The sequence below is a fragment of the Collinsella sp. TF09-1AT genome, from assembly GCF_003436895.1.
Classification (GTDB): Bacteria; Actinomycetota; Coriobacteriia; order Coriobacteriales; family Coriobacteriaceae; genus Collinsella.
In genome coordinates this window covers 1-24,105 of sequence record NZ_QSRC01000005.1, presented here as the reverse complement: position 1 = coordinate 24,105, position 24,105 = coordinate 1, and the positions used below count along the sequence as shown (strand labels likewise).

Sequence of the window (24,105 nt, the reverse complement as noted above, 5' to 3'; positions counted from 1 at the left end):
CACACATTCTGTCCGAGCGGTTAAAAGCGGGCGCGGAATTAAAACGGCTGAAAAAGGGGCATCGACCTGCGCCGATACCCCAAACATGGACACACATTTTGTCCTATAAGCCCCAGATTAACAAATAGGGCCACAAGTCATCCCCATGTCTTACGGCCAGTGTTTAAACAAAAGCACGGTTCATGAATGAATCCCATCTGGCTTTAAAGTCATTAAAACCAGACTAAATAACCAACGACTACGCTTCTTACGGTCACAAATAAACCATGGAGAGCAACGTGAATTCAAGCGATATTGCCGTAATCATTCCCTGTTGCAACGAAGCGCCGACCATCGACAAGGTTGTAGACGATTTTCACCGCGAACTGCCTGAAGCCACAATCTATGTCTATGACAACAATTCGACTGATAGCACTGTGCAAATTGCTCGTGAACACGGAGCGTCCGTAAAATTTGAACCCCGGCAAGACAAGGGCAACGTATGCCGTCAAATGTTCCGTGATATCGAGGCCGTTTGTTATCTCATGGCCGATGGAGACGACGCCTATCCGGCGGAGTCAGTGCACGCTTTGTGCAAAGCCATCCTTGCCGGTGAAGCCGATATGACCGTCGGCGATCGTCTGTCCAACGGAACGTACGCCGAGGAGAACACGCACGCTTTCACAAATTTGACAACAACCTTGTACGCAGCATGATCAAGTGGATTTATGGTTACAGCTTCGACGACGTCATGACTGGCTATCGTGCCATAAGCAAACCCTTCGTTAAGACGCTTCCCGAGCTCACCGAGGGCTTCCAAATCGAAACAGACCTATCCATCCACGCGGTCGACCATCGTTGCCGGTTCAAAGATGTATCCATCGAGTACCGCGACCGCCCGGCTGGATCGGAGTCCAAACTCAATACCGTAAGCGATGTTATTAGAGTCATTGCCATGATCGGTACCCTTTTTAAGGACTACCGTCCACTTAAGTTCTTCTCGCTTGTTGCGCTCATCTTAGCGGCTATCTGCCTAATCCCAGGAGCCCCTCTCATCACAGAATACCTTGCCACCGGTTTGATGCCTCGCTTCCCCACCGCAATACTCGCTGTCGCATTTATGTTCCCGTGCGGATTGTCGCTCGCCACATACTTCATCCTGGATTCCGTCGTCAAGGTGGAGCGAAAGGAATGGGAACCTAAGGTAAATAAGATAAACGATCAGTAGTCACTGTTTTAAGGTTCCTCTTACCGACTCAGGAAATAAGCGGCAGCCCGTGTCAACGTTTTCAATTGATTCAGCAACAACCATAGCCGAATCAATTATCGTCGCCCCATTAGACCAAAAGCAGCGTTGCACTTAGAAATTAAAATAGGCCTCTGTGCTGTAGAAAAAAATAATGTTCCAAGCACAGTTCTTGTGCCATTCACAATAGGAGAGAGCCAATAATATATTTTATAGTTAAGCAATATAAAAGCCGGAATTCTATTAATAGGAAGACCCCCCTGTCACGCAAACAATCAAGACACTTTAACCCTTCCAATTCCACTTACACACCAAATTTGCCATGAGCTATTGGAAGTCATTTATGAAGGGAAGCCTTTTATGCTCAGTAAGATTAAACAATTCCTCCCAGGTTCCTCGCGTTCCCTACATGCCATGCACAACGACATTCAAATCCTTCGTGATGACATCATTCGTTTCCAACAAGAAACGCAACAACAGATTGAGCGTCTTTATAAACGAGTCGAGACCGCCGATAACGGTATTAACATGAATATCGATTACAAGTTTGATTGTCGAACCATTCCAATGATCGAATCTATCGCTAGCGATATTGACGCGCACGACGAACACATGAAGATGTTCGCTTGGGACAACTATCGGAAACCGAGCGAGAGCATACAGGACGCCAAGAAACGCTTTTTCAGAGAACTGCCCAAAGCAGAGGGTGGTCTTCGCCTACTCCAGCTCGGATGCGGAAAATTGCTCGGAGAATTCGACGCGCTGTGCAAAGACAATAACATAGACTACTGGATTAATTTCGGAACCCTTATCGGTGCCATCAGACACAAAGGATTCATACCTTGGGACGATGATACTGATCTGGGCATAATGCGAGATGATCTCGAAAGGTTACAGGAAATTGTCCGCAGTGACCGTAGATATAAAATAACTGTCGTCTATGATCACTATGTGCATTGTCGTCAAATTCGTTTTCTCTATAACGATGAGGATATCCCATGTTTCCTAGATCTGTTTATCTATGACTGGGCACCCTCAATTGATAACGACTCCGCTGAAAAGCAAAGGAAATTGCGGCAGACAATGGTTGAGGAAATGGAAACAGATTCAGAGCTCGATTTTTGGAAAAATGAACCTTACTATTCGGGCGAAAAAAACTTTAACATCCAGAAGTACTTTGACAGCTGTCTAGAAAGATCTAAGGAAGCAGGACTCATCTGTGATAAGAAAGATGCAGTCGGTATCATGTGGTCTATCGATAATCTAGATGACGGCAAACAAAGGCAATGGGTCTATCCTATCGAAGATTTGTACCCTACACAGCAAATAGAATTTGAAGGGGAACAGCTTAAAGCGCCGTGCAATCCTGATATCTTCCTCTTGAGCCGTTATGGCAACATATACGATCTTCCAAAGGATATCAATACGCATTTTGAACACGTAAATCATGATGATCTCGAATCTGGAAATGCAAATAATGCAATTAGAAAACTAATTGCTAGTGACTAGCAAGCCATAAAAGTCTTCTGGTGCACCATTAAGATGCAGCAGAAGACTATTTTACTGAGCAAGACGACTCTTTACCTCTGTAGTCGAGATGCCGGCAGTGCGATTTAAATAAATAACATCGCAATACGGTCTAAGAGCTTCAAATCGTTCGTCGTCTTTCCAGTCGCCACCCATACAAACAATATCAACATGATACGCCTGTATATCCCCCGGCTTCTGATTCCAACTGTCTTCCGGAATTACCAAATCAACGTACCGCAGCGCCTCAAGCATCTCACGCCTGACATCATATGGATAAAAACTCTTCTTACCCTTAAGCGAATTAAACTCATCCGTTGAAAGACCAACAATCAAATAATCGCCAAGTTTTGAAGCCTGCTGAAGAAGTCGCACGTGACCATAGTGAAGCAAATCAAACGTTCCGTATGTCAGCACTCGTTTTAATGAATGTCGGCCACCGGGTTCGGAATACTTCGAAGAAAGCAGTTCGGAATTAGCTTCCAGGCGAACAGATGAAAGCGAGCCCATTCCATACTCCAATAGATTAAGAGCCATCATAAAGATGGCTCTGAGATACATAGGGTGCTCCATGGCGGATTCGAACCGTCGACCTTGGGATTAGAAGTCCCCTGCTCTATCCAACTGAGCTAATGGAGCAAACAAGAAAAGTATAGCCTACTTGAACTGATCTCGATACGCTTTGCAAACATCATCCACGGGGCCATCCATCCTAAGATCACCCTTCTCAATCCACACAGCACGCTGGCAAATACGCTCAACCTGCTCCATAGAATGAGAAACGAAAAGGACGGTAACATCACCAGATTCAATAAAATGCTGGATACGACGCTCGCATTTCTCTTGGAAGAATACATCGCCGACAGAGAGCGTCTCATCGACAATCAGAATATCAGGCTCAGTGATAGTCGCGATTGCAAAGGCAATGCGGGCAACCATACCCGAAGAGAAATTCTTCAACGGCATATCGACAAAATCTTGAAGCTCGGCAAACTCAATTATGCCGTCAAAATTGGCATCAATGAACTCTTTTGTATAACCTAACAGTGCGCCATTGAGATAAATATTTTCACGGGCAGTGAGCTCAGCGTCAAAGCCCGCACCAAGCTCAATCAAAGGTGCGATGTTGCCATGAACCTTTACCTCGCCTTCAGAAGGCTCGAGTACGCCGGCAATAATCTTAAGCATGGTTGACTTGCCGGATCCGTTTGTACCAACGAGACCTACAACTTCGCCTCGATGAATATCAAAAGAAATGTGCTTTAGGGCTCGGAACTCTTCAAAAAAGAGCTGATGCTTTGCAAGCTTTATAAAATACTCTTTGAGATTAGTGAGGGACTCTGAGGCCATATTAAAAATCATAGTTACGTCTTTGACTTCAACGGCGAGAGGCTGATCCCTGTAGTCCTTAACAGAAAAAGGCATGGTCAATCCTTAGATATAGAGAATGAACTTGTGCTCTGAGCTATGGAATACGACGTATCCCAATACAAGGGCAACAACCGCCCAAGCTACGCACATACCAACCGTGAAAAAAGTCGGAGTCGTCTGGAACAAGAAAATATCGCGCATAAACTGAATGTAGTTATACATGGGATTCGCATACATGATAATGCGAACAACATGTGGCATCTGACCGATAAAGTCTGTTGTCCAGAAAATAGGAGTGAGATAGGTCCAAGCAGTAATCACAACACTCCACAAGTGCATAATGTCGCGGAAGAAAACGGTTAGAGCCGAGAGCATCATGCCCAGCCCCATGCAAAACAGCATGAGAAGGAAGAGACAGACGGGCAGCAGAATTAAATGCCAAGTGGGAACAATATGGAACCAAATCATAACAATGGCAACGGCAATGAGGGAAAAACCAAAGTTAACAAGCGAAAAGAGCACCTTCTGAACAGGGAAAACCCATCGATGGACTTTTACTTTCTTTAGCAGCGATGATGCCCAAATGATGGACATGAGAGCCTGGTTAGTAGATTCCGACATTACGGAAAAAGTAACATTACCCACGATAAGATACAGAGGGTAAAGCTCAGGACTCACTGCGCCGTTTCGCCCCTGAGCAAAGATGGTCGAAAAGACAACAGCCATAACAATCATCATGAGCAGCGGATTTAAGACAGACCAAGCAACGCCCAAAAAACTCCGCCTATATTTGATCTTAAAATCCTTGGTAACCAGCTGCTTGAGAATAAATCGATCTTTCTCTACCTCATTCTTCGCATGAGACGAGACAATCATTCCCTGATCGCTTTTAGATATCATTAACAGCTCCGCCGTCCATTTCCAATTTCAACAATAATTTAAGAGTAATAATACCCGTAAGAGCGAAGCTCTCCATTGCGCATCATGCAATCCAGTAAATACCAACAGTAAAAAGGCTCGCCATATACATGACGAGCCAAATAAATCAACCCTGTGTAACAAATAATGGTTACATAGTCTGAGGATAATCAATTTTAGGATTGAACTTAATGGCCTCAAGCATCTTTTTACGCATCTGACGCTGCAACTTCTTATTCACTCCTCCAGCTTTCATGCTGCGGCAAACCTGGGCACAAAACAACAAATACGCAGCCTTACCTTCATGGTGGAGCCTATACGACGCCTGATTACGAATGCCGTAAGAGAATTTCCACGCATTCTTTTCATCAATCATCGAGAAGTTTACACCCTTATTAGATGCCATGTCGTGAATGATCACGCTGTCAAGCACCTGAACACCGGGGCAGGTCTTAGTAATGCGAAGTGTGTACTCGGCATCATCAAACCAAATAAAATATTCCTTAAAAGGAAGGCCGAAAGATTCAAGAACCCAACGTGGAATCAGCACCGAAACAAACGAGCAGGAGGTAACCATGACAGAGTTTTGCCCCTTTGCGAGCAATCGACCCCAATCCCAAGTGGGCACGGGATTGTTCATCTCGCAAATAGAACCATCAATAAACTTTACGACCGAGCAAGCGTATGGGACATCGGGACCAAGCTCATCAACGGCGCCATTATAGCCTTGAATCAGCTTCTCTAAAGCATCGGGCTCGGGATAGCCATCATCGTCAAAGATCCAAACGAAATCTGAACCGCTGTCGTAACCGGATTTCATTCCAGCAGAAAAACCACCAGCTCCGCCAAGATTCTCCGAACAAGAAATAACCTTAATGGGCATGCCGCCGTGCTGCTCAGATGCATATGAAGCCAGGAAATCACCGGTGCCGTCAGTCGAAGCGTTGTCAACAACAACAAGCTCGCTAGGAGGAAGCGTCTGCCCCTCAAGGGCAGAAAGAACATTCTTCAACTTGTCGAGACGGTTATATGTCACCACAACGGCGGTAACAGTAGGACTATTGCTCATCATCACTCCACTTCCCCAGAATCTCAGTAAAGAGGGTGTTGGCATTTTTTAGCTTTGAAAACTCCACAAGCCTATCCATCTCAGATTGCCAGACGGATTTACGGAAATCGTTATCCTCGAGCATCTTCAAAAGGATACGCGATGCGCACTTAATGAAATCGCGAGTGGACCGTGGAGTCAATGCTTCAGTTGGAATAAGCGTATTCTGAGAACCGACATCAGTTGAGACAACAGGCAGTCCAGCACTGAGAGATTCAATCGTCGTCAAAGTAATTCCTTCATTAATGGCAGAAACAACGAGGACATCAGAATCAGAATAGGTCTTATCGACAGGAATCTGCATCCCCCTCCGCTCAATTAAGTCGGAGAGTTCATGACGAGCAATGATCTTGTCCACCATAGGATCCAAATCACCGTTGCCGTGCATGATAAACCTAAAACGACCAGGAGCACACTTATCGAGCTTCTTAGCAAGAAGGACAAATGCTTCGGGCCTCTTCTGGCGGGAAATCCTGCCCACGAAGCAAACAGTGAGCTTACTCTTAGACGCGGGTTCCTTGCACGCCTTAGCAGTCACGTCAGCAGTAAGCCCAACAAGCGGAGCGTCTACAACCTTATTAGCATCAATTCCATGCGACCCAACAAGCCAAGACACAAGCTGGGGAGAAATCACATGATGTAAATCAATAAACGCATCGCGGCTAACCGCCTGATTGGGATAACCACCACCATAGGGGTATTCAACAATATGCAGAGAATCAACTACAGTCGCATTGGGTCGATACTTTTTGATCCACCACAGACGATCATAAAGCCATTGGCAATGGTGAATGAGGACGCCCTTAATATCGAATTGTTCAACAAGCGAGCGAAGCAAAGGCTCATCGCCTGGACGCTCCTGTATAGGGAACGTAAGGCACAGCACCAAGGCATCTTTGAACTCCGGCCTATCGATCCAAGGCTGATGGCTGGGTCGATCCGATATGACGATAGGCAGCATGCCCGCTTCGCGAACACGGCGCACCGTCTCAACAGCCCAGCGCTCAGCGCCGCCGGCCTGAAGCCAATGCATACCGATAATGACAGCTTTCTCAGCCCCGAGCCTAACGGCTCCGGGAGCAATTTCTAGATAGGGATGGTGAGTAGTCTGCTCTTGATTAATCTTCGCTAAATCTGGAGCCTCAAAATGATCAACAGGGCCCAATCCCCTACTCCAACGACGCTGGCGCTGAATTTCGCGAATATCGTCAAAAGCAACCGGGCAGCACGCTTCGAGATTGCGATAAAGCTCCTGCTTCTTCGAAAGAGAGTTATGCGTCTCAACGTCAGCATCGGTGGCATCGTCAGGCGTCAAAAGAATATAACGATGTCCATCGTCTTTGATATGCTCAAGGCCTGCGAAATAATGGGGTGAATACTCGGACAAAGGCTGAACCAAAGATTCTGCTTTAACAGAAAAGAAAGGCTGAAGTCCCTCGGTAACAGTTAGCTCACCATTTAATGTCGAAAGATCAGTTAAACAAGGATATTGCCACTTCTCACCCATATAAAAATGATAGACAAGCGAGCGGCCCGGCTGAATAAGAGAGTTGTACTTAATTGCAGAATCTACAAGAGACCTGATTCGACACGACATTAAGCCGTCGCTACAAAAATCCTCGTAGATAACCCCATATAAAGCATGAGACATCTAGCACTCCTTATCTTGGAAACTTTGGCCAATCTTATAGACGCTGAGTTCCCATTCCTTACGCTCAACTTTAGCAACAGAATCAAGAATAAGCCCTGTTGTCAAAGAAAGACCGCAAAGGAATATAAAGGCAGTAGCGAGAATAGCAGTAGGGAGGCGTGCAACAAGGCCAGTGCGTGCGAAATCAATAATTACCGGAATTCCAGCAATAAGGCCCAGGAGCAGGAAAAGAACAGAAACCAGACCAAAGAACTTCAGAGGACGGTAGTCCTTAAATAAGGTGCCAATCATACAAACAACTTTAATTCCATCAGAAATAGTAGACAGCTTAGATTCAGATCCGGCTGGCCTGTCGCGGTAAACAATTGGGATATCCTTGATGCGCCAACGACGGTCAACAGCATGAATTGAAAGTTCGGTCTCAATTTGAAAACCTTCAGATAGTACAGGAAAAGTTTTGACAAAAGGTCGACTCATCGCTCGATAACCCGTCATAACATCATCAAACGAATAGCCATAGATCCACTTGATCATTGCCCTAACAAGATTATTACCGAACCCGTGAAAAGCCCTTTTGTTCTCTTCGGCGTAGGTACCGTTAGAAAGACGGTCTCCAACCGTCATATCCGCTTCACCTTTTAAAATCGGCTCACACATCGCGCGAGCCATTGTCTCGTCATAAGTATCATCGCCATCAACCATAAGATAGCAGTCGGCATCGATATCACGAAACATTTGACGGCAAACATTGCCCTTGCCCTGACGCGACTCAAATCGAACAATGGCCCCATGCTCACGAGCAATGCAAGCAGTATCATCGCTTGAATTATTGTCATAAACATAGATATCCGCTTCCGGCAACTCGCGCGAGAAGTCATCGACTACTTTTCCTATCGTCATGGCTTCGTTATAACAGGGAATAATAACTGCGATTTTACTCAACGCCAAACCTCCGCAATAGTCCTGAGGACAATAATTAAATTACAAGCCTGTTCGGCTCAAAGCTGGAGCAGACAACCTGATTAGCACATACATACTAACAACAAGCATGAGATGAATAACACCTGAAACTAGGAATGAAAACACACCTAAAGATATAAATTCCACAGTCGACCAGTTAATAAAAGCACTTTCAACCTGATGAAGGCAGAGCAAAAGTAACGAGTTCTTACCCAACTCAGAAATCAAAGTGAAAAGCTTCGAAAGAGAGAATACGCGCTCAAACGAAGAAAAGAACAATAGAAGGACAAAAGATGACGATAAGGTCATCAAGAGTCCGAACGCAAGTGATCCGACGTGAAATAAATTGCCTATGCTAAAAAATACTCCCTTATAGAGTCCAATAACCCAAATTGTTAATGCAATAAAAATCACGGGGAACTTTGTCCGTTTTAATTCCGAAAAATCAATCTCACGGCAAAGCTGACCTAAACACAAATAAGGTAAAGATACTAAAGCTTGGCTTAATGCAAAAGGCAAAACCAAATAAGACGATCCAAGAAATGATAAATAAGAAATTATTATGTATAAAAGTAACTTTAAAAAACAATTAATACTAAAATTTAAAAAAAATGCCTCAATATTGGCAAATATCACCTTGCTAAAATATAGAGCAAGCAAGAACCAGGCAAGGCCAATGCCGGGAATATCGAAACAGTCGACAGTGCCGCCCGATCCCCATACGACAGACAACAAAAAAGAAACCAATCCATTACTGCCATTATGAATGAGGCTAAGAATTCCAAGAAAAACACAGATACTTATATACGGAAATACAATCCGCTTGACCAGTTTTGCCTTATTGAACTTTTGAACGTTGAAGGTATATCCAGACAAGACAAAAAAGAGGGGAATATGAAAACTCATTACAAAAGAAAGAATTGGGTTTCCGTACAGATACGTATGGCCAACCACAACCGAAAGAATCGCTAACGCTTTAGCCATATCGATCCAAATTAATCTTTTGCCCACTGCTAAATACCTGTCTAATTGCAATTGCTCAATAATCAGTCATAGTCTGATACAAAGAGGCAAATCAGTCAAAATCATATAACGCGCCTCACCAGCAACACTTATCTTCAGCACGTCGCATCGCGTTGGGCCGCCATGCAATCCAGAGAACGTAGGATTTCACATGGTGAGAAGCATTAGGAAGCTTATAGGACAAAACGTGTCTCCCGATAGAACATCCGTTTCCATCCATTAATCCGGCCAGAACGGGCGACGGGCTCCGTGGCGGAGATCCTCCCGCACGGCCCCGTCGTCTCACTCCGGCCCTCCGGCCTCGCGCGACGGCGAGGCGGAGCAGACGCTGAACAGGAAGTCGATGTCCGCGCCGGTCGGCATCGCGGCGGGCTTCTCGCGCGCCGCCCTCGCGTCCCCCGAGTGCGCGCGGCACCACCGGAACACCGCCTTCACGCGCTCGGCCGACGTCAGCCCCCGGTGGTTGCGCAGGACGGCCCTCAGCTGCGAGTTCACCCCTCCCTCGACCATGTTGTTGGCCGACAGCAGCGGTCCGGCCTTGGCCAGGGCGGGGTCGAGGTAGGTGAACAGCGTCCCCGCCGACACCGGATTGGCTACACCGATGTGGACAATTCCGGGAGGGGCGCAGGAGACGGGAGGGGCGCATATGAGGGACCCCAGGCACCCGAGGCATTTCACCGACGAGTTCAAGAGGCGGATAGTCGACCTCTACAACGCCTGCAAGCCCAGGCGCGAGATCGTGAACGAGCTCGACCTCGGCAAGAGCACCGTGGAGAGGTGGGGCAAGTCGGTAAACGCAACCGGCTCGCCGCGCGCCGCGGACAACCGCGCACCCGAGCAGAACCGGATCCTGGAGCTCGAGCGCGAGAGCCGAAGGCTCCGGATGGAGGTCGACGTCTTAAGACGAGCGGCGCTGATATACGCTCGAAAGTGAGGGCCATAGCGGCCAACGAGGGCCGCTACCCCATATCAGCGCAGTGCAGGCTCCTCGGCGTCGCGAGGTCGACGTACTACTCCATGCGCTCGCGGCCCGACCGGCCCGCCGCGCGGACCCCAGTCGCGCCGGCCGTGGTCGCGACCCACGCCGCCAGCAAGGGCCGGTACGGCTCGCACGAGATAGGGGCGTCGCCCGGGAGGTCTGGCGTTACCGTCAGCAGGCGCCGCGTCTGCTGCATCATGAGGGAGAACGGCCCGGTCGGCGCCGCGCACCCATATATGCAGCGATCTGACCTACGTGCGCGTCGGGGCCTCGTGGAACTACGCCTGCCTGCTCGTCGACCCCTGCAACAGGGAGATCGCCGGCCGCTCCGCCGGGCCCGGGAAGGACGTCCGGCTGGTCAAGCCGGCGTTTGCGACGCCCTCCTTCCCCATCTCGGGCATCGGGGCCTTCCACACTGACCGCGACAGCGAGTTCGCCAACGCCGAGATCGACCTGATGCCAGAGGCCTTCGGCATAGAGAGGTCGCTGTCGACCAAGGGCTGCCCCCTACGACAACGCCGTCGACGAGTCGACCAACAGGAAGCTGAGGGAGAGCACGTCCACCGCGAGACGTTCGGCACGACGCGCGAGCTCCGGGCCAAGTTCTCGGACTACGCGCACCGGTACAACAAGTTCAGGATCCACTCGACGCTGGGCTACATGTCACCGGTCGAGTTCAGGAAGGGGGGATGTCCCTCCCAGAATCGTCCAAAAAGTGTTACCAATCCAACTAGGGACCTGGTGGGGATAGCCGTCCCGACGGAGTAGCAGCCTCTCACGGTGCACACCGACGGCGGCGCCGTCTACATGTGGCGCAAGTGGCGCGAAGCGTGCGGCTTCGGGGTGGTGCGCTCGATGTCGAGGAGGGCCCGGAGCCCCGACAACGCGCGCGCCGAGGGGTTCTTCGGCACGCTCAAGTGCGACTTCTTCAAGGACAGGGACTTGACCGGCGTGCCGTTCGACGAGTTCTCCCGCCTAATCGGCGAATATATCGAGTGGTACAGGAACGACAAGCTCAAGAAGGACCAAGGATGGAAGACCACTAGGGAGTATCGCGAGGAGAGGGGCCACACGGCATAGCGTCGGGACATGGCCCGGTAAAACGTCCGAGGTCCCAAGTATCCCAATTCATTGCCCCGGGGTACACGCAACTATCCAAATCATCCAGCAAACTAATAAAGCAGTAAATGGAATAAGAAACGGATGTTTACGGAGATGTTCAGCTAAAAAGCAATACAAATTTCCCTTCGCATCTCCAATGCGCAATCACGAACTGGCGGTAGGATCGATTCCAAAAACACGAAGATCAAGCAGAATAAAAATGTAAGAACCACCATTTGAAAGATAATGCTGAAAGTCGAAGCAGATTTATAGCCCTTAATTGCAATATTCGAACCAAATAAAAACGCAAAAGCCAAGCTGGCTCCACAAATCAATAGCAAAATGTCAGCGCCATCAATCTGACGGCTTTATTTATTTTCCTAATCATTGAACCCGAAGTCCTCTACGTACTAAACGAATCTATATTTGTAGTCATCGAAACTATGAGAAGGGAATAAACCAAGACTCTACCAGGTAATATAGGGCAGGATTAGTGGAAACAAGCTGCCCGTACCTACCAATAGAAAACAGATTTAGAGCGGAAAGAACCATACCCAAAATTACTAGGGCCGAAAACCAACCGATAATATGATTTCGCACATTTATGGTTGCAGCGCTTAATAATGAAAGCAGACAAAGTACACTCGCGATAACCGCAAGCCAAGCAAAATCAGATTGATAGCGCATCGAGATACTAGCGACCTGAACATCCGTAATTGCAAAGACCAGCATGAGTGCAATGCAGACAATAACAAACAGATTAATATCTATCGGTCTTTTTTGTTCGCCTCTAGCAACTAACGGCCAGGTAAAAATAAACAGACATGCCGGAGAAAATGCAAATAGCCCGCCATAGTAAGGCTCAATATGGAGCTCGCCATGATAGCTAGACAGGCCGCCAATTTCAGAGAGGAACGGAAAACTAGGTTCAACCCTCAACGGCTGAAAGAAAAACATATATACACCCCCGAAAGCACGCGAGAGAGGATGCGCTTGATGAACCATATCGAAGCCAGTCAAATTGTAAGAAGCACCAAATTCAGTAAAGGAATCAAAGCGCAAATAGTTATAAATCAGAGCCCCAACACCAACAACAAAGAACGGCAATAACACTGCGAAAGTATTTGCAAGTCCTTTTTTAGAGAAAAATAGTCGATCTTCAGTTAACTCAGTCCAAAAGATTGGAAAGGCAAATAAGCAAACCAATACATACGCAGGGCGACATTCGAGAGTGAGGGCTATGCAAAGTGAGCCCAACACAAGCTCCGTTATTTTGAGATTATTCTCAGCAGAGTGAATCCAAAACGCCAAGCCCAAGAACGAAAAGCCTAATCCAGACAGTATGGGCAGAGAGTAAACAGTTGGATAAAAAACTTGCGTCAAAAGTCCCCCTCCAAAAGAAAGCAGAAAACAGGCGAGGAGAAAAATGCCGAATGACGCAGACTTGAAATATCGCCGGATAAGTTGATAAATTAAGCACGCAGCAGAACAAATAAAGAACACGGCATATAAAGCGACAGCATAATCCGTGCGTAAATCAGAACCTGTAGCCAACTTAAACGGAACAAAAGTCAATAGAGCGGGGAGCACCCCAAAATATGAATAATAATGACCATTATAGTATGCATAATCCCAATACGTTGCCTCACCAGTTTCTTGTGATAAAGCGGCCCGTGCTCCTGCATCATAAGGGTTACTCATGTCGTCGAGCCAAGACGGAGGGGTTAAATCTAGATATAGATGTCCTTCCATTAGAGCGTTAGACAAATGGTTGTACTGATTCTGATCTTGAATAAAGCTACCGTTCTCTGTATAGGCATCACCAGAATACAAATTAACGCCAGGCTGAATAAGTTTGCCAGTAGCAGCCGCAAAAAGAACCACCCCTAAGATCAGAGCGACCGTAAGGCGCATTTGAATCGAATCAGAAAGGTCCAGGGGCATAGCAAACAGACGCGACTTAGAGCTAAATGCATAGACTAGATATCCAAGAACACAAAGTAGGACAAATCGGATTGGTGAAAAATAAAATGGAACATGTCGATTAAAGGAAATGTTTACAATCGAAAAACTATCGCCTTTAGCAACCTGTGGATAAATGTTAACCTCATCAACCTCCCCAGCTGGATGTATTCGAATATAGTGAGATGTAGATAGCAGATTACACACCGTTTGTGCCCCCACGGGCATCGGGGTTTCAGTATTTCCAGTGTCTTTTATTGATATTTTATAATTGACACCCTTTCCAACACGCAACGAGTAGGCCTCTTGCTTCAGAGGCTGAATGTGAACATTCTGGATGTTCACAGAGTTAAAGCGAAAAGAAAGACGGCCGCCTTCTTCTGTCATTTTATAGGTATGCTCGTTGATTTTTTCAATGCCATTAAGGCTCACGGACGAACAAGGAACTGTTTGAAAAGCAAATGATTCCCAAAACGGAAAATTAAACAGGAACAACTCGAGTACAAGCACGATTAATAGTGGTCTTAATTTAAGTGGTATTAAATACTTCTTACTAGTCATATCTTCTCTCACATGTAACTCATTCGATTAATGCATCGGATCGTTAGATGAAACGCCCGAAGGAGCCGTGGGGGGCTAAAACCCAGTCAAAATCAATATCATGACAAGTTATCCCCCATCGTCAAATGTCTCCAACCCTTAGGCCTTACAAGCGCGACCATGATTTTCATAGATAAATCTAGAGTAACATACGAAGGAGGATTGACCGTAGTCCCCATTTGTTTGATAGACACAGAGCACCTATTCCACCTCCAAGTTTCCAACAAACTAAGCTGTATCATTAAGAACAAAGCGCTGGCGAATCTGCCTCAAAGCAGAACCGTAATGATCCGATGCTTCACACTCACCCCAGAACATATCGTCAATCTACGAAACAATGTGAATATCGAATGGAACAGGTGAACATTGGCGTCTGGACTAAAATTACCGCCATTTACATCAAGCGCCTTTGAAACTTTGCATTACAGATAGCATGGTGGCCATCGCAATATTCGAAGCTGAAAAGCTGAGCAAGCGTTCTATTCTGTTGCAGGACTAAATTATTGCTCCGTTCGAGCTTATGCTACAGGCATCGCCAATGACCTTAGCGGTGGAACTGCAAGCGCGACTTAACTTGAAATAACCCTTCGGAAGGATATCGCCTCATTTTGCGACCGACGAGGACGTGCTCAACAGGGCAAAGTGAGAGGCGCCCTCATTAGAGCTCAGCTCAACGTTTACACCATTGGACGCGCCGGATCCTCTCGATCCAAGATATAAACCGGGCCTCAGAGCGCTCTCAATGAGATACGTACCATTAGACTGCTTGGCGGCAATCCACTTTTGAGCATACGTGCCGTTGGAGGCGTACTGGGCAATGTTTGTTCCAGCGGAAGCGTTTCCTCCGGCAACATCAATCACCTTATGAGAGCCAACATTCGTAAACGTAACATAGCCCTTGTCGTCATGTGAAACAACCCAACGCTGAGCATTGCTCATGTTCGACCTGTACAGCTGAATATTGGCGCTATTGCCTTTCGAGCCGCCAGCAACATCCAAGACAAACGGATGGTTCTTACTGGGGCTTACGAGATACTCGCCGTCTGCCAAATCGGATACGCGTGCCTTGGCCTCACCGTCTTGCTCGGAGCGCAAGCACTGAAAGCCAGAAGGTGTAAATACGACCGAAAGCTCACGGGCATCACCTCTGGAAACCGTGACTAGCTTACCGGAAGAGTTTGCGCCTAGAGGACAACCAGAAGCAGCGTTAACGATACGATATGAGCTATTACCGGCATCTTCGATAGCCCAGTAATAATTAGACGACGAAGGCGAAGCACTCCCCTGCCTAACAGCAGCGCCGGGAACTATATCCCCGTCCTGGGCATAGAGATAGCGATAGGATTTTGCAGACTTGATTGCGTAAAGACACTTGTCGGCATCATATTCAAAGCCAAATCCCTGCGCAATAGTTCCATTAGGGCTATACAGCTGGATAGCGGCACCGCAATCCATGCTACCGCTGGTCACATCAAAGACGCGGCCATCGGAAGCCGTTACGATGGCAGACTGAGAATCAATTATTTGACCCTTAGAAACATCTCCGGCTGTATACAGGCGGAATCGCTGGGCATCGGTACCATTATCATCATAAACTTGAGCATTTGCTCCATTCGAAGTGGCCCCACCGGCAAGGTCCAAGACAAAGCCGGTCTTACGCGCGGAGCAAATCTTAACGGAACTATTTCCGCAATCAACGAGAATCCATTTCTGAGCCCAAGAGCCGTTAGGCGCGTACTGCTGAACATTGGCGCCGGCTTTCTTGCTCCCGTTGGAAACGTCTAAAACCTTGCCCGACCCTACATTGGTGATGGTTACATAGCCATTCTTGTCATACGTAAACGTCCAGCGCTGAGCCGGCGTAGCGTTAGATGCATACACCTGCAGATTTGCACCGGACTTCGTCGATCCGCTGGAAATATCGAGGACCTGCCGCTCGGATATGGAGCCAATGGCGTATTCGACGTTCTCCCTTACAAGCCCTCTGCTGGAAGCAGCAAGATCATCAAGCTCTTGGCGAACGGTGCGCGCCGAAGCAAGCGTCCATTTTTGAGCATCAGATCCGTTATAGGTATAAATTTGCAGCGCGGAGCCACTCACGCCATTGGCGCCAGGAACGTCAATGGCTTTGCCGGACTTAGAGTTTATGAATGAATACACGCCATTACCGCAGTCGATAACAGACCAATGCTGCGCACTGGTGCCGTTAGAAGAGTATTGAGAGATGGCGCCACCGTTGGAAACGGAGCCCCCTTGAGCCTCAAAAGGCTTACCCGAGTTAACGTTTACGATTTCGTACAGGCCATTACCGAAATGCTTAAAAGTAAACATCTGCGCCTGGCTGTTGTTGGCAGTGTAAATCTGAAGACGTGCACGATCATCAGAAGACCCGCCGTTGATATCCATGACCAACTGCGGGTTGAGTGCACTCTTAATAACAAAAGCTTTGTCGGTCTCTACGGTCGAAGAAGAGGCAAAGGTAAAACGCTGGGCATTCGATTTATTCGGAGCCCAAATCCTAACCGAAGTGCCATCCGCAGTGCCACCGTTGCTAAGATCGAGCACCCAGTTTCCCAGGGCAGACTGGATATAAAAACCACTATCGGCAACACGAATATGCCAAAGCTGACGATTGTCTTGAGCATAAGCGGCTTGAATAACCGAAGAGCCACTTTGCGCTTTGTCGCCCTCTACGGATAGATATTGTCCAGTGGATTCGCTCTTAATTCGATAGGCCCCGGAACCAGCCGACTCAAGAATAAAACGTTGATTTGAAGACCCTTGAGCATGGAACAAAGAAAGCTGACCGTCATTACCAACAGTAACGCTCGACGAATCCTTTGCTATCGAATCGATATAGTAAGCCCCGTCCGCTAGAGCATGATCGGGCAGATTAACTACGTTAACAAAATCGGCCGAAGAAAAAGCATTCATGTCAACAGTATTGGCGGTGATGCCGTCGAGACGCTCCGACGAAGTGTACTGCCATCCGTACTGTCCGGCGCAACCAAATGAAGTCCTGAGCTTGGGGCCGTATTCCGCAATCCAAGACACGCGGGGACGCACACTTGCAGCTTTGAGATAAGTATCCGCGTACCAACGACCAGAATAAATGGATACGTTGTTGATGCCAAAACCAGAGAGCGTATTAAAATACGCATTCACGATGTCCTCGTACGCAGAGGCGCTATTAGGCGATATCGCATTACCCTTGCTGTCATAAAACGATTCAAGGTCATAAAAAATCGGTAACGATAGATCATACAGACCGTACTTGCTTACAATCTGCTGCGTAAAATAAGCTTCGCTCGTAGCATCATTCGAATTCTGGGCCGTACTAAAGATATACAGGCCAAAAGGAATCCCCAGGCGACGGACCTCGCTCAGGTTTCGCACAAACTGTTTATCAAAATGGGTCGTCGAATAACCAAAGCGCAAAATTACAGCATCAACGCCAGAATTTTGAACCTTATTCCAGTCAATCGACCCCTGCCACTCAGAAACGTCAATGACCTTTAGCGCCGGAGACGCAAAAACCTCGCCATACCCGTTATAAAACACTTTAGAAGCGTTCGTGCCGCCCCAATAGGGAGACCCGCTTGCAGAACGATCGTCGAGCGCAGCGGCAAGCGGCTCACCCTCCATCGAGCTACCGGCGGTATAGTCGTTGGAATCATCCGCCGGATGTGCCTCGCCATAGGCAAGACGCTCCTCGAGAGATGCATCAACCGGGAGCGAAGCATCATCGGCAAAAACAGGGGTTGCCCCCAGCCCACAAAGCAGACCGAGGGCAACCAATAGTGACGATGCGAGACAAGTTTTCTTGCGCATAACCATCAACCTAAATCCAAACTAGCAAAGGGCGATATTGCGATACCAACCCCAAAGCGGCGTATACGTGGTTCCATAATACTTGACCCAGTCATTAAGCCCGCGAACGTTAACTCGACCAATGTTCTCAATAACTTTGCCATCGCCAATATAGATTGCAATATGGCCCCACCTAGAGCCCGCCCAATTGTGGGAATGGGACGGAACGGCAACAATCATACCAACTTTCAAATTAGCGCGGTTGCTGTCGTGGCAATAAGCCCAAAACATGTCGCAGGCATCTCCGTGTGCATAGCCATAACCGGCTGCATTAAACACTCTCGAAATCCACGCGGAGCAAAGATTGGCACCAGGGGTAGGAGTGGAGCAAGCAATGTCGACAAGTCGCCTTTGCGCACCGTTAGCGTCAGCGAAAGGTTGTTCAGAAACATTCGTAGTATCAAAGCGCCACGAGTCGCCACCACCGTTGCCAAGAACAAGACTGTTATCGCTGTCCACCAACGCGAAAGAACCGTCAGCGAGCATCGAATAAATTGCGATACCGCCGCCATCGGCAAGGCGAAGCAGCCACTTTTGTGCACCAGAACCATCCAGTCCCATTGCTGAACAGAAGCGCCATTAGATGCGTTAGCGCTCGGCACGTCGAGCGCCTTCCCAGACACAAAGGTAGTCAGGCTGTAGGCGCCGTTTCCCAAAGAACGGACATACCACTTTTGGGCGTTCGTTCCATTAACGGAATACAGTTGTACGCGTGTCCCGGCGTTGCAAGAGGCTCAAGCAACATCCAGAACACGATCACCGCTCGATTGGTTCACCACAACGTAGTAGCCATCGTCAATATGCGAAGCCGAAACAAAACGCCATGCATGAGCTGCCGTAAAGTTATTGGTGTACATCTGAATCGCGGAGCCTGCAGCGGTATTGGCACCGGTCAAATCAATCACAGCGCCCGAGACCGCATTCACAAGAACAAGACCACCCATTGGAGACACGCGCGGAATCCAGTGAGAACCTTCCGCCGCTTCCTTAACACTCATCAGCTGGCCGTTGCTTTGCGAAAGGTACTTACCCGAATCTGCGCCCTTGACAAGAACCGACCCATCGTCGCAGACACTAATCAACCAGTTCTGTGCCAAAGTGCCGTTACGGTTCCAAACCTGCAATTTAGCGTCGTCCGTTTTCGATCCACCAGAGTCATCGATGAGACGGTTACCGTCTACGCGAGAGTAGATCTCGTACAGTCCGTCATCGATAGTCTGAGCGATCTTAACGAGATTCCAAACCTGTGCATTCGTAGCGTTCCATCTATAAACCTGTGCGTTTCCCCCATTGGCAACGCTACCGCCAGAAATATCGAGCACATAGTCGACAAGGCCGGACTTAATAAAATAGCCGCCATCTTGACGGGCGACAAAATCCCAAAGCTGCGCATTCGTATGGTCGAGAACATATTGCTGGACATTGGCGCCGTTATCGCATGAGCCGCCCGAGACATCCAGAGCCCTATTAGAGCCGGCGTTAGAGATTTCACAGGCGCCCTCATCGATATCCGCTGAAGGAAAGTCGGAAATCTGCGGATTCGAAGGCAGGGCAGAAGGCTCAGCAGGAACATCTGAAACAGGAGAAAAAACGCCAGCCTCATCTTCACCCACGGCAGGAGTCCGTGCATCGTCAGGAGTGATATCGCCAGCATCTCCCGTGGACCCCAAGGAATCCTTTTCAAAAGCACCATCGGCTTCAATCGAATCATCTTCAGTAGACACTACCGGAGAAATTAGGGCCTCATCATTCGGAGTAGCCAACTCAATTGAGTAAACTTGAATGGGGGAGCACAAGGCAGCGACCGCGAAGCACGCAGGAATAAACGGCACGAACAGGACTGATTTTTTAATCTCTAATAAACCTCGATTAAAGAAATAGGACTATACGAACGGGCGCGCAGCACCAATGGGATTGCCGCGCTCGTAAACACCGTGGACACCGACGCCCTGATGCGGCCAGGAGTCAATCATGCGCCCATCCCCCAGATAGATGGCGATATGGCCACGATAATAGACAACGTCACCTCGCTGCATGCCGTTAACGCTTACCGGCAAAAATGTACCGTTATTGTACCAATTCATAGAGTTGTACGTCTGCCATGCAAGCCAACGATGGTTATAGGGGTTGTAGATACCCATATCCATACCCGTGGCATAGAGGCATTGCAACACAAAACCAGAGCAATCGACGGCGCCACCAGGCGCGGTAGAGTAGGGCTCGATATACCTCGTACCAACATACTCATAGGCACGCTGGATAAAGGCATTGACGCAGTCGGCTCGTGTGGCATCGATCGCAATACGAGACGGCGTTACATAGGTGAACTCGCCCGTACAATAGCTTGGAAGCCTTACCGTCAAGCTGCTTACCTGGGGGTAGTTCGCAGGGTTCTGATAACCAATCTTCGCAGGACGTTCGGCAGAAAGAGCGCGCCAAGACTGAGCAGCGGAGCCAGTATAAAACCAGAGCTGGACATTGGCTCCATTCGCGGTGGCCCCGTCGCTTACCTCCAGGACCTTATTTCCGCAAGCGGAAACAATCTTGATTCCACTCTCCCCCATTTCGAAACGCCACTTTTGCGCGTTCGACCCATTCCACTGCCACTGCTGAACGTTCGCTCCATCCGCATCAGAACAGCTATAGACGTCAAGAGGATAAGCGGAACAGCAAGCCGTAAGCGAATACCAGCCGTCGCCGACGCCGCGAACCCACATACGCTGGCTCAGCGTACCGTTAGAAGCATAAATCTGAACGTTTGCACCATTCGAGCGAGAGCCACCAGCCACATCAAGTCGTTGTCCAATCGCATGCATGGGAGCGAACTCATAGAAACCGTCAGAAATAAGGGGGACGGACGCAATAGTCCACCCTTGCGCTGCAGACCCATTCTCGTCAACGCAGACAACAGACCCGCCAGAGCCAGAGACGGACAGCACCTTACCGCTCTTTTTATTCTTAAGCTCAACCCCCTTCCCAAAGCAGATTTCAATCGACCATTTGACCTCGTCGGCTTCTTTATCCGAAATTTGAAGAATGGCACCATCGGACTCTCGAGCCGAAAGATACTTGGCAGAATTGGCACATTGGAAGAAATAGTAGCCCTGGTCATCCTTACGAGCCCAGAATTTCTGAGCCAGGGTACCGTTTCCCGTATAAACCTGCAGCGGAGCCCCGTCTGCATAGGAACCACCGGTAACGTCAAGATATTTACCCGTAGAATCTGAATGGATGGAATAGCAGCCCTCGCTGAACGAAACGGCGAAGGTTTCAAAGGTCCAATGTTGTGCAGCGCTACCAGACTCGATTGCGGTCGTCACGGAACCATCTGACTTGCGTTCCAGCACCAAATTGCTTGCAACAGATCGGATTAAATAGCCATATCCAACAGGCTCAATACGCCATTGTTGATTCGAACCATTCCCGGGATAATCCCACTGTTGAACTTTAGCACCAGGAATAATATCGCCGCTATCAAGATCAAGTCCCTTGGTAGACTTCGCGGAACGAATCGAGTAGAAACCCGTGGCGGAATCGTACGAAAGCTTAAAACACTGAGCCATAGTGCCATTTGTGGCATACGTTTGAATTCGGGCGCCGTTGGAGACGGAACCTCCCGCCACGTCAAGGCATGTAGAAGAATCGGAAACGGAATTGATCTGATACATGCCATCCGCAACCGATTGGGTGCCTGCTCCGACATGAGGATTAGCATCGATGGCAATTAAACGCTGAGCTGCAGAGCCATTTGCTGTCCAAATTTGAACATTTGAGCCATTAGAGACACTTCCGCCACTTACGTCTAAAACAAGGTTTCGTCCAAGGCCGGAATAAAACACGAATGACCCATTTGTCTGCTTAACAGGAATCCAACGCTGCGCGGCGGTGCCATTCACGGCATATTGCTGAACGTTGTTGCCGGACTTTTTGCCACCACCCGTGACATCGAGGGCCGAAGAGGTTCCTGCATGAGCAATCGTCACATAGCCGGTAGGCTGACCATTTGAGTCGAGTGCATTCTTGATAAACCAGCGTTGAGCTGCGGTGTTGTTGGAGGCATAGATTTGGATGTTGGCGCCATTCGAAGCAGAGCCACCAGAAACATCGACAACACTTCGCGGTGATGAGTCCATGCCGAGGGCGTAAGTTCCATCAGGGATCTGCAAGCCCTGCCCAGCAGCAAAGGCGTCGATATCAGCCTGCGTCCAGGTAAAGCCCTTCGTCTGCGTCAAAGTCCAGGTAGCGACATCAGTAGAGGTAACGGCAACGCCACTTTCAAACGAAAGATATAACCCATTAGCAGCGTTTTTAATGGCAAAACCCTCACCAGAAGGCTCGAGGATCCAAAAACGATTCTTTGTATATGAACCAGCGTCATCAAGAGATCCGTAGAGGTGGGCGGCGCCTCGGGGTACGACGCTACCGTAATCGGCGTCAATCAATTTGCCCGAAACAAGCGAAGCGATCGTGTAATAACCGGATGCGCTGTCATACGTAAGACGGAACGCCTGCGCGACGGTACCGTTATTTGCATACGACTGAAGAGCCGCACCGGACTCAGCAGAAGCGCCTTTCACATCGAGAACCAACCCGGCAGATTCAAAACAATAAACACCGTCGGCGACGTTCTGCCCTAAAGAGTCAACGACCGGATTGGAGTCAATTGCAAAAAAACAGCTGCGCGGCGGTCTGATTGGCCTTATATAACTGGACATTAGCTCCATTGGCAGAACTGCCGCCCGCTATATCGAGCACGTAATCAAAGTTAAGGACGGAATGTATCGTCAAGCCTCCATCGGCGTCCTTAACGGCAATCCACTTTTGCGCGCGCGTACCGTTAGCCACATACTGTTGAACGTTACGACCAGACTCGGCTATGCCACCAGAAACATCAAGCACCAAACCGGAACCAGTGTTTTCGAAAGTTAAAAACCCGTTCTCGTCCTCATGTACTAACCAGCGCTGAGCTTTAGTCATATTCGAGTTGTACATCTGAACATTAGCGCCATTTGAGGAAGATCCGCCCGCAACGTCCCACACCTTGCGCGAGGCATTGCTGCAAGCAAAAACATAGGTCGCACCGTCAGAGAGCGTCCCTTTGTTTTTAACGGCTAAGTCCTCAACGCTCTCAGCATCTTGAGGCGTCGTACCATCGGCCGATTCGACGGCAGATGTCGACGAGTCTTCAGATCGCCCCTCGCTAGATGGCACGGTCGAGCTATTCGGAGCGAAGGTACCATCACCGTCATCGGCAGTACCTGATTCGATAACTCGATTAGCGTCGGATCCGTTCGTGGACACTTCTTCGGCAAATAATGGAGAAACTCCAATGGAGGAAACAAAAAGACCCGCAGCCAAAGCCACTACCGAAATAGCAGCTAGGCCACGGGCATATCGGCTGGAACTCATATCAGACCCCCGATTCAAATTAACACTGAATCTATAATAGTTGATACGAGCCGCAATATTGTTGCAATTGGTTACTTAATAACGACCGCTTGCGCACCTCGTTGCTGGTAAACCCAAGCAATCCAATCTCGATCGTAGGTGGTATAGCCATCGATGGTATCGGAGATCATGACCTTGTTTGTTTGAGGGTTATAACCCTTCAGAACAACCGTATGCGAGTTACTGCAAGCAAAATATCCACCCTGTCGGGCATAGATATTTCCAACGTTGCCCTGGTGAACGGTAGTCCAAATGATGACCGGATGTCCATCATCAAGGTAATTGCAGAGGTTATACAGAGAGGTTCCCGACACGTCGTACGAACCTTGATTATCAACTTTATCCGAACACCTCCCACATTC

General features: G+C 48.5%; 21 protein-coding genes, 1 tRNA gene and 1 pseudogene. 6 read left to right on the top strand and 17 right to left on the bottom strand.

The annotated features are described in order from the left end of the window. Window positions 1-278 precede the first annotated feature (278 nt). The 3 genes from DXC90_RS09745 (at window position 279) to DXC90_RS05620 (ending at window position 2,734) form a co-directional block, all read left to right on the top strand. Window positions 279-695, top strand: coding sequence for a glycosyltransferase (locus tag DXC90_RS09745; protein ID WP_233502201.1), 417 nt, complete (start codon window positions 279-281; stop codon window positions 693-695). Further along, entirely contained in the window at window positions 692-1,207 is a 516-nt protein-coding gene (locus tag DXC90_RS09740) for a hypothetical protein (RefSeq protein WP_233502200.1), read from the top strand. The genes DXC90_RS09745 and DXC90_RS09740 overlap by 4 nt, the downstream gene beginning before the upstream one ends. A 378-nt stretch (window positions 1,208-1,585) precedes the next feature. Next, window positions 1,586-2,734, top strand: coding sequence for a phosphorylcholine transferase LicD (locus DXC90_RS05620; RefSeq protein ID WP_117735122.1), 1,149 nt, complete (start codon window positions 1,586-1,588; stop codon window positions 2,732-2,734). A gap of 51 nt (window positions 2,735-2,785) precedes the next feature. On the opposite strand, the gene DXC90_RS05615 is transcribed toward DXC90_RS05620, so the two are convergent. The 9 genes from DXC90_RS05615 to DXC90_RS09860 form a co-directional block, all read right to left on the bottom strand. Then, window positions 2,786-3,313 (bottom strand): adenylyltransferase/cytidyltransferase family protein, encoded by a 528-nt coding sequence (locus tag DXC90_RS05615; protein ID WP_369831377.1) that lies wholly within the window; start codon window positions 3,311-3,313, stop codon window positions 2,786-2,788. A gap of 4 nt (window positions 3,314-3,317) precedes the next feature. After that, window positions 3,318-3,391: transfer RNA gene (locus DXC90_RS05610), tRNA-Arg, on the bottom strand. Between the two features lie 18 nt (window positions 3,392-3,409). Further along, the gene (locus tag DXC90_RS05605; RefSeq protein WP_117735121.1) at window positions 3,410-4,177 is read right to left on the bottom strand and encodes an ABC transporter ATP-binding protein; all 768 of its coding nucleotides are present in this window, start codon (window positions 4,175-4,177) and stop codon (window positions 3,410-3,412) included. 9 nt (window positions 4,178-4,186) lie between these two features. Continuing rightward, window positions 4,187-5,023 (bottom strand): ABC transporter permease, encoded by an 837-nt coding sequence (locus DXC90_RS05600; protein WP_233502199.1) that lies wholly within the window; start codon window positions 5,021-5,023, stop codon window positions 4,187-4,189. A gap of 169 nt (window positions 5,024-5,192) precedes the next feature. Continuing rightward, window positions 5,193-6,113: a glycosyltransferase family 2 protein gene (locus DXC90_RS05595; RefSeq protein WP_233502210.1), complete on the bottom strand. Its 921-nt coding sequence runs from the start codon at window positions 6,111-6,113 to the stop codon at window positions 5,193-5,195. After that, complete coding sequence (locus DXC90_RS05590; protein ID WP_199406631.1) at window positions 6,100-7,800, bottom strand: glycosyltransferase; 1,701 nt, start codon at window positions 7,798-7,800, stop codon at window positions 6,100-6,102. Before DXC90_RS05590 ends, DXC90_RS05595 begins: the two co-directional genes overlap by 14 nt. After that, window positions 7,801-8,742: a glycosyltransferase family 2 protein gene (locus DXC90_RS05585; protein WP_199406630.1), complete on the bottom strand. Its 942-nt coding sequence runs from the start codon at window positions 8,740-8,742 to the stop codon at window positions 7,801-7,803. Between the two features lie 39 nt (window positions 8,743-8,781). Next, entirely contained in the window at window positions 8,782-9,744 is a 963-nt protein-coding gene (locus DXC90_RS05580; protein WP_117735118.1) for an acyltransferase family protein, read from the bottom strand. A gap of 321 nt (window positions 9,745-10,065) precedes the next feature. Further along, window positions 10,066-10,368, bottom strand: coding sequence for a hypothetical protein (locus tag DXC90_RS09860; RefSeq protein WP_117735117.1), 303 nt, complete (start codon window positions 10,366-10,368; stop codon window positions 10,066-10,068). A 61-nt stretch (window positions 10,369-10,429) separates the two neighbouring features. On the opposite strand from DXC90_RS09860, the gene DXC90_RS09730 reads away from it, so the two are divergent. The 3 genes from DXC90_RS09730 (at window position 10,430) to DXC90_RS05565 (ending at window position 11,842) form a co-directional block, all read left to right on the top strand. After that, window positions 10,430-10,717, top strand: coding sequence for a transposase (locus tag DXC90_RS09730; RefSeq protein ID WP_233502198.1), 288 nt, complete (start codon window positions 10,430-10,432; stop codon window positions 10,715-10,717). Between the two features lie 300 nt (window positions 10,718-11,017). Further along, window positions 11,018-11,530, top strand: a complete 513-nt coding sequence (locus tag DXC90_RS09725; RefSeq protein WP_233502195.1) for an IS3 family transposase — start codon at window positions 11,018-11,020, stop codon at window positions 11,528-11,530. 12 nt (window positions 11,531-11,542) lie between these two features. Then, on the top strand, window positions 11,543-11,842 hold the full coding sequence (locus tag DXC90_RS05565; RefSeq protein ID WP_117735116.1) for an IS3 family transposase: 300 nt from the start codon (window positions 11,543-11,545) through the stop codon (window positions 11,840-11,842). Window positions 11,843-12,304: 462 nt separating this feature from the next. On the opposite strand, the gene DXC90_RS09450 is transcribed toward DXC90_RS05565, so the two are convergent. The 8 genes and pseudogenes from DXC90_RS09450 to DXC90_RS05530 all read right to left on the bottom strand — a co-directional run. Continuing rightward, window positions 12,305-14,386 carry a hypothetical protein gene (locus DXC90_RS09450; protein WP_147326611.1) on the bottom strand — a complete coding sequence of 694 codons (2,082 nt, stop codon included), beginning with the start codon at window positions 14,384-14,386 and terminating at the stop codon, window positions 12,305-12,307. Between the two features lie 642 nt (window positions 14,387-15,028). Next, the gene (locus DXC90_RS05555; RefSeq protein ID WP_158550229.1) at window positions 15,029-18,256 is read right to left on the bottom strand and encodes an RICIN domain-containing protein; all 3,228 of its coding nucleotides are present in this window, start codon (window positions 18,254-18,256) and stop codon (window positions 15,029-15,031) included. 21 nt (window positions 18,257-18,277) lie between these two features. Further along, entirely contained in the window at window positions 18,278-18,856 is a 579-nt protein-coding gene (locus DXC90_RS09720) for a hypothetical protein (protein ID WP_233502194.1), read from the bottom strand. 56 nt (window positions 18,857-18,912) lie between these two features. Next, window positions 18,913-18,999 (bottom strand): annotated as a pseudogene (locus DXC90_RS09855) (hypothetical protein); the annotation flags it as partial. 30 nt (window positions 19,000-19,029) lie between these two features. Continuing rightward, entirely contained in the window at window positions 19,030-20,019 is a 990-nt protein-coding gene (locus tag DXC90_RS05545; RefSeq protein ID WP_147326610.1) for an RICIN domain-containing protein, read from the bottom strand. 159 nt (window positions 20,020-20,178) lie between these two features. Further along, a complete protein-coding gene (locus tag DXC90_RS05540; RefSeq protein ID WP_158550228.1) occupies window positions 20,179-23,010 on the bottom strand; it encodes an RICIN domain-containing protein in 2,832 nt (943 codons plus the stop codon). Next, complete coding sequence (locus DXC90_RS05535) at window positions 22,955-23,704, bottom strand: RICIN domain-containing protein (protein ID WP_117735110.1); 750 nt, start codon at window positions 23,702-23,704, stop codon at window positions 22,955-22,957. Before DXC90_RS05535 ends, DXC90_RS05540 begins: the two co-directional genes overlap by 56 nt. A 71-nt stretch (window positions 23,705-23,775) precedes the next feature. Beyond that, on the bottom strand, window positions 23,776-24,105 hold a 330-nt coding region (locus tag DXC90_RS05530), incomplete at its 5' end, for a C39 family peptidase (RefSeq protein ID WP_199406629.1).

Excerpts from the sequence above, each read along its gene's own strand:
- DXC90_RS09450 (WP_147326611.1), bottom strand. The coding sequence starts at position 14,386 with ATGACTAGTAAGAAGTATTTAATACCACTTAAATTAAGACCACTATTA.
- DXC90_RS09730 (WP_233502198.1), top strand. The coding sequence starts at position 10,430 with ATGAGGGACCCCAGGCACCCGAGGCATTTCACCGACGAGTTCAAGAGG.
- DXC90_RS05595 (WP_233502210.1), bottom strand. The coding sequence starts at position 6,113 with ATGATGAGCAATAGTCCTACTGTTACCGCCGTTGTGGTGACATATAAC.
- DXC90_RS05580 (WP_117735118.1), bottom strand. The coding sequence starts at position 9,744 with ATGGCTAAAGCGTTAGCGATTCTTTCGGTTGTGGTTGGCCATACGTAT.
- DXC90_RS05535 (WP_117735110.1), bottom strand. The coding sequence starts at position 23,704 with ATGAGTTCCAGCCGATATGCCCGTGGCCTAGCTGCTATTTCGGTAGTG.
- DXC90_RS05600 (WP_233502199.1), bottom strand. The coding sequence starts at position 5,023 with ATGATATCTAAAAGCGATCAGGGAATGATTGTCTCGTCTCATGCGAAG.
- DXC90_RS05590 (WP_199406631.1), bottom strand. The coding sequence starts at position 7,800 with ATGTCTCATGCTTTATATGGGGTTATCTACGAGGATTTTTGTAGCGAC.
- DXC90_RS05615 (WP_369831377.1), bottom strand. The coding sequence starts at position 3,313 with ATGTATCTCAGAGCCATCTTTATGATGGCTCTTAATCTATTGGAGTAT.
- DXC90_RS05605 (WP_117735121.1), bottom strand. The coding sequence starts at position 4,177 with ATGCCTTTTTCTGTTAAGGACTACAGGGATCAGCCTCTCGCCGTTGAA.
- DXC90_RS05540 (WP_158550228.1), bottom strand. The coding sequence starts at position 23,010 with ATGTCCAGTTATATAAGGCCAATCAGACCGCCGCGCAGCTGTTTTTTT.
- DXC90_RS09740 (WP_233502200.1), top strand. The coding sequence starts at position 692 with ATGATCAAGTGGATTTATGGTTACAGCTTCGACGACGTCATGACTGGC.
- DXC90_RS05620 (WP_117735122.1), top strand. The coding sequence starts at position 1,586 with ATGCTCAGTAAGATTAAACAATTCCTCCCAGGTTCCTCGCGTTCCCTA.
- DXC90_RS05555 (WP_158550229.1), bottom strand. The coding sequence starts at position 18,256 with ATGCGCAAGAAAACTTGTCTCGCATCGTCACTATTGGTTGCCCTCGGT.
- DXC90_RS09720 (WP_233502194.1), bottom strand. The coding sequence starts at position 18,856 with ATGGGACTGGATGGTTCTGGTGCACAAAAGTGGCTGCTTCGCCTTGCC.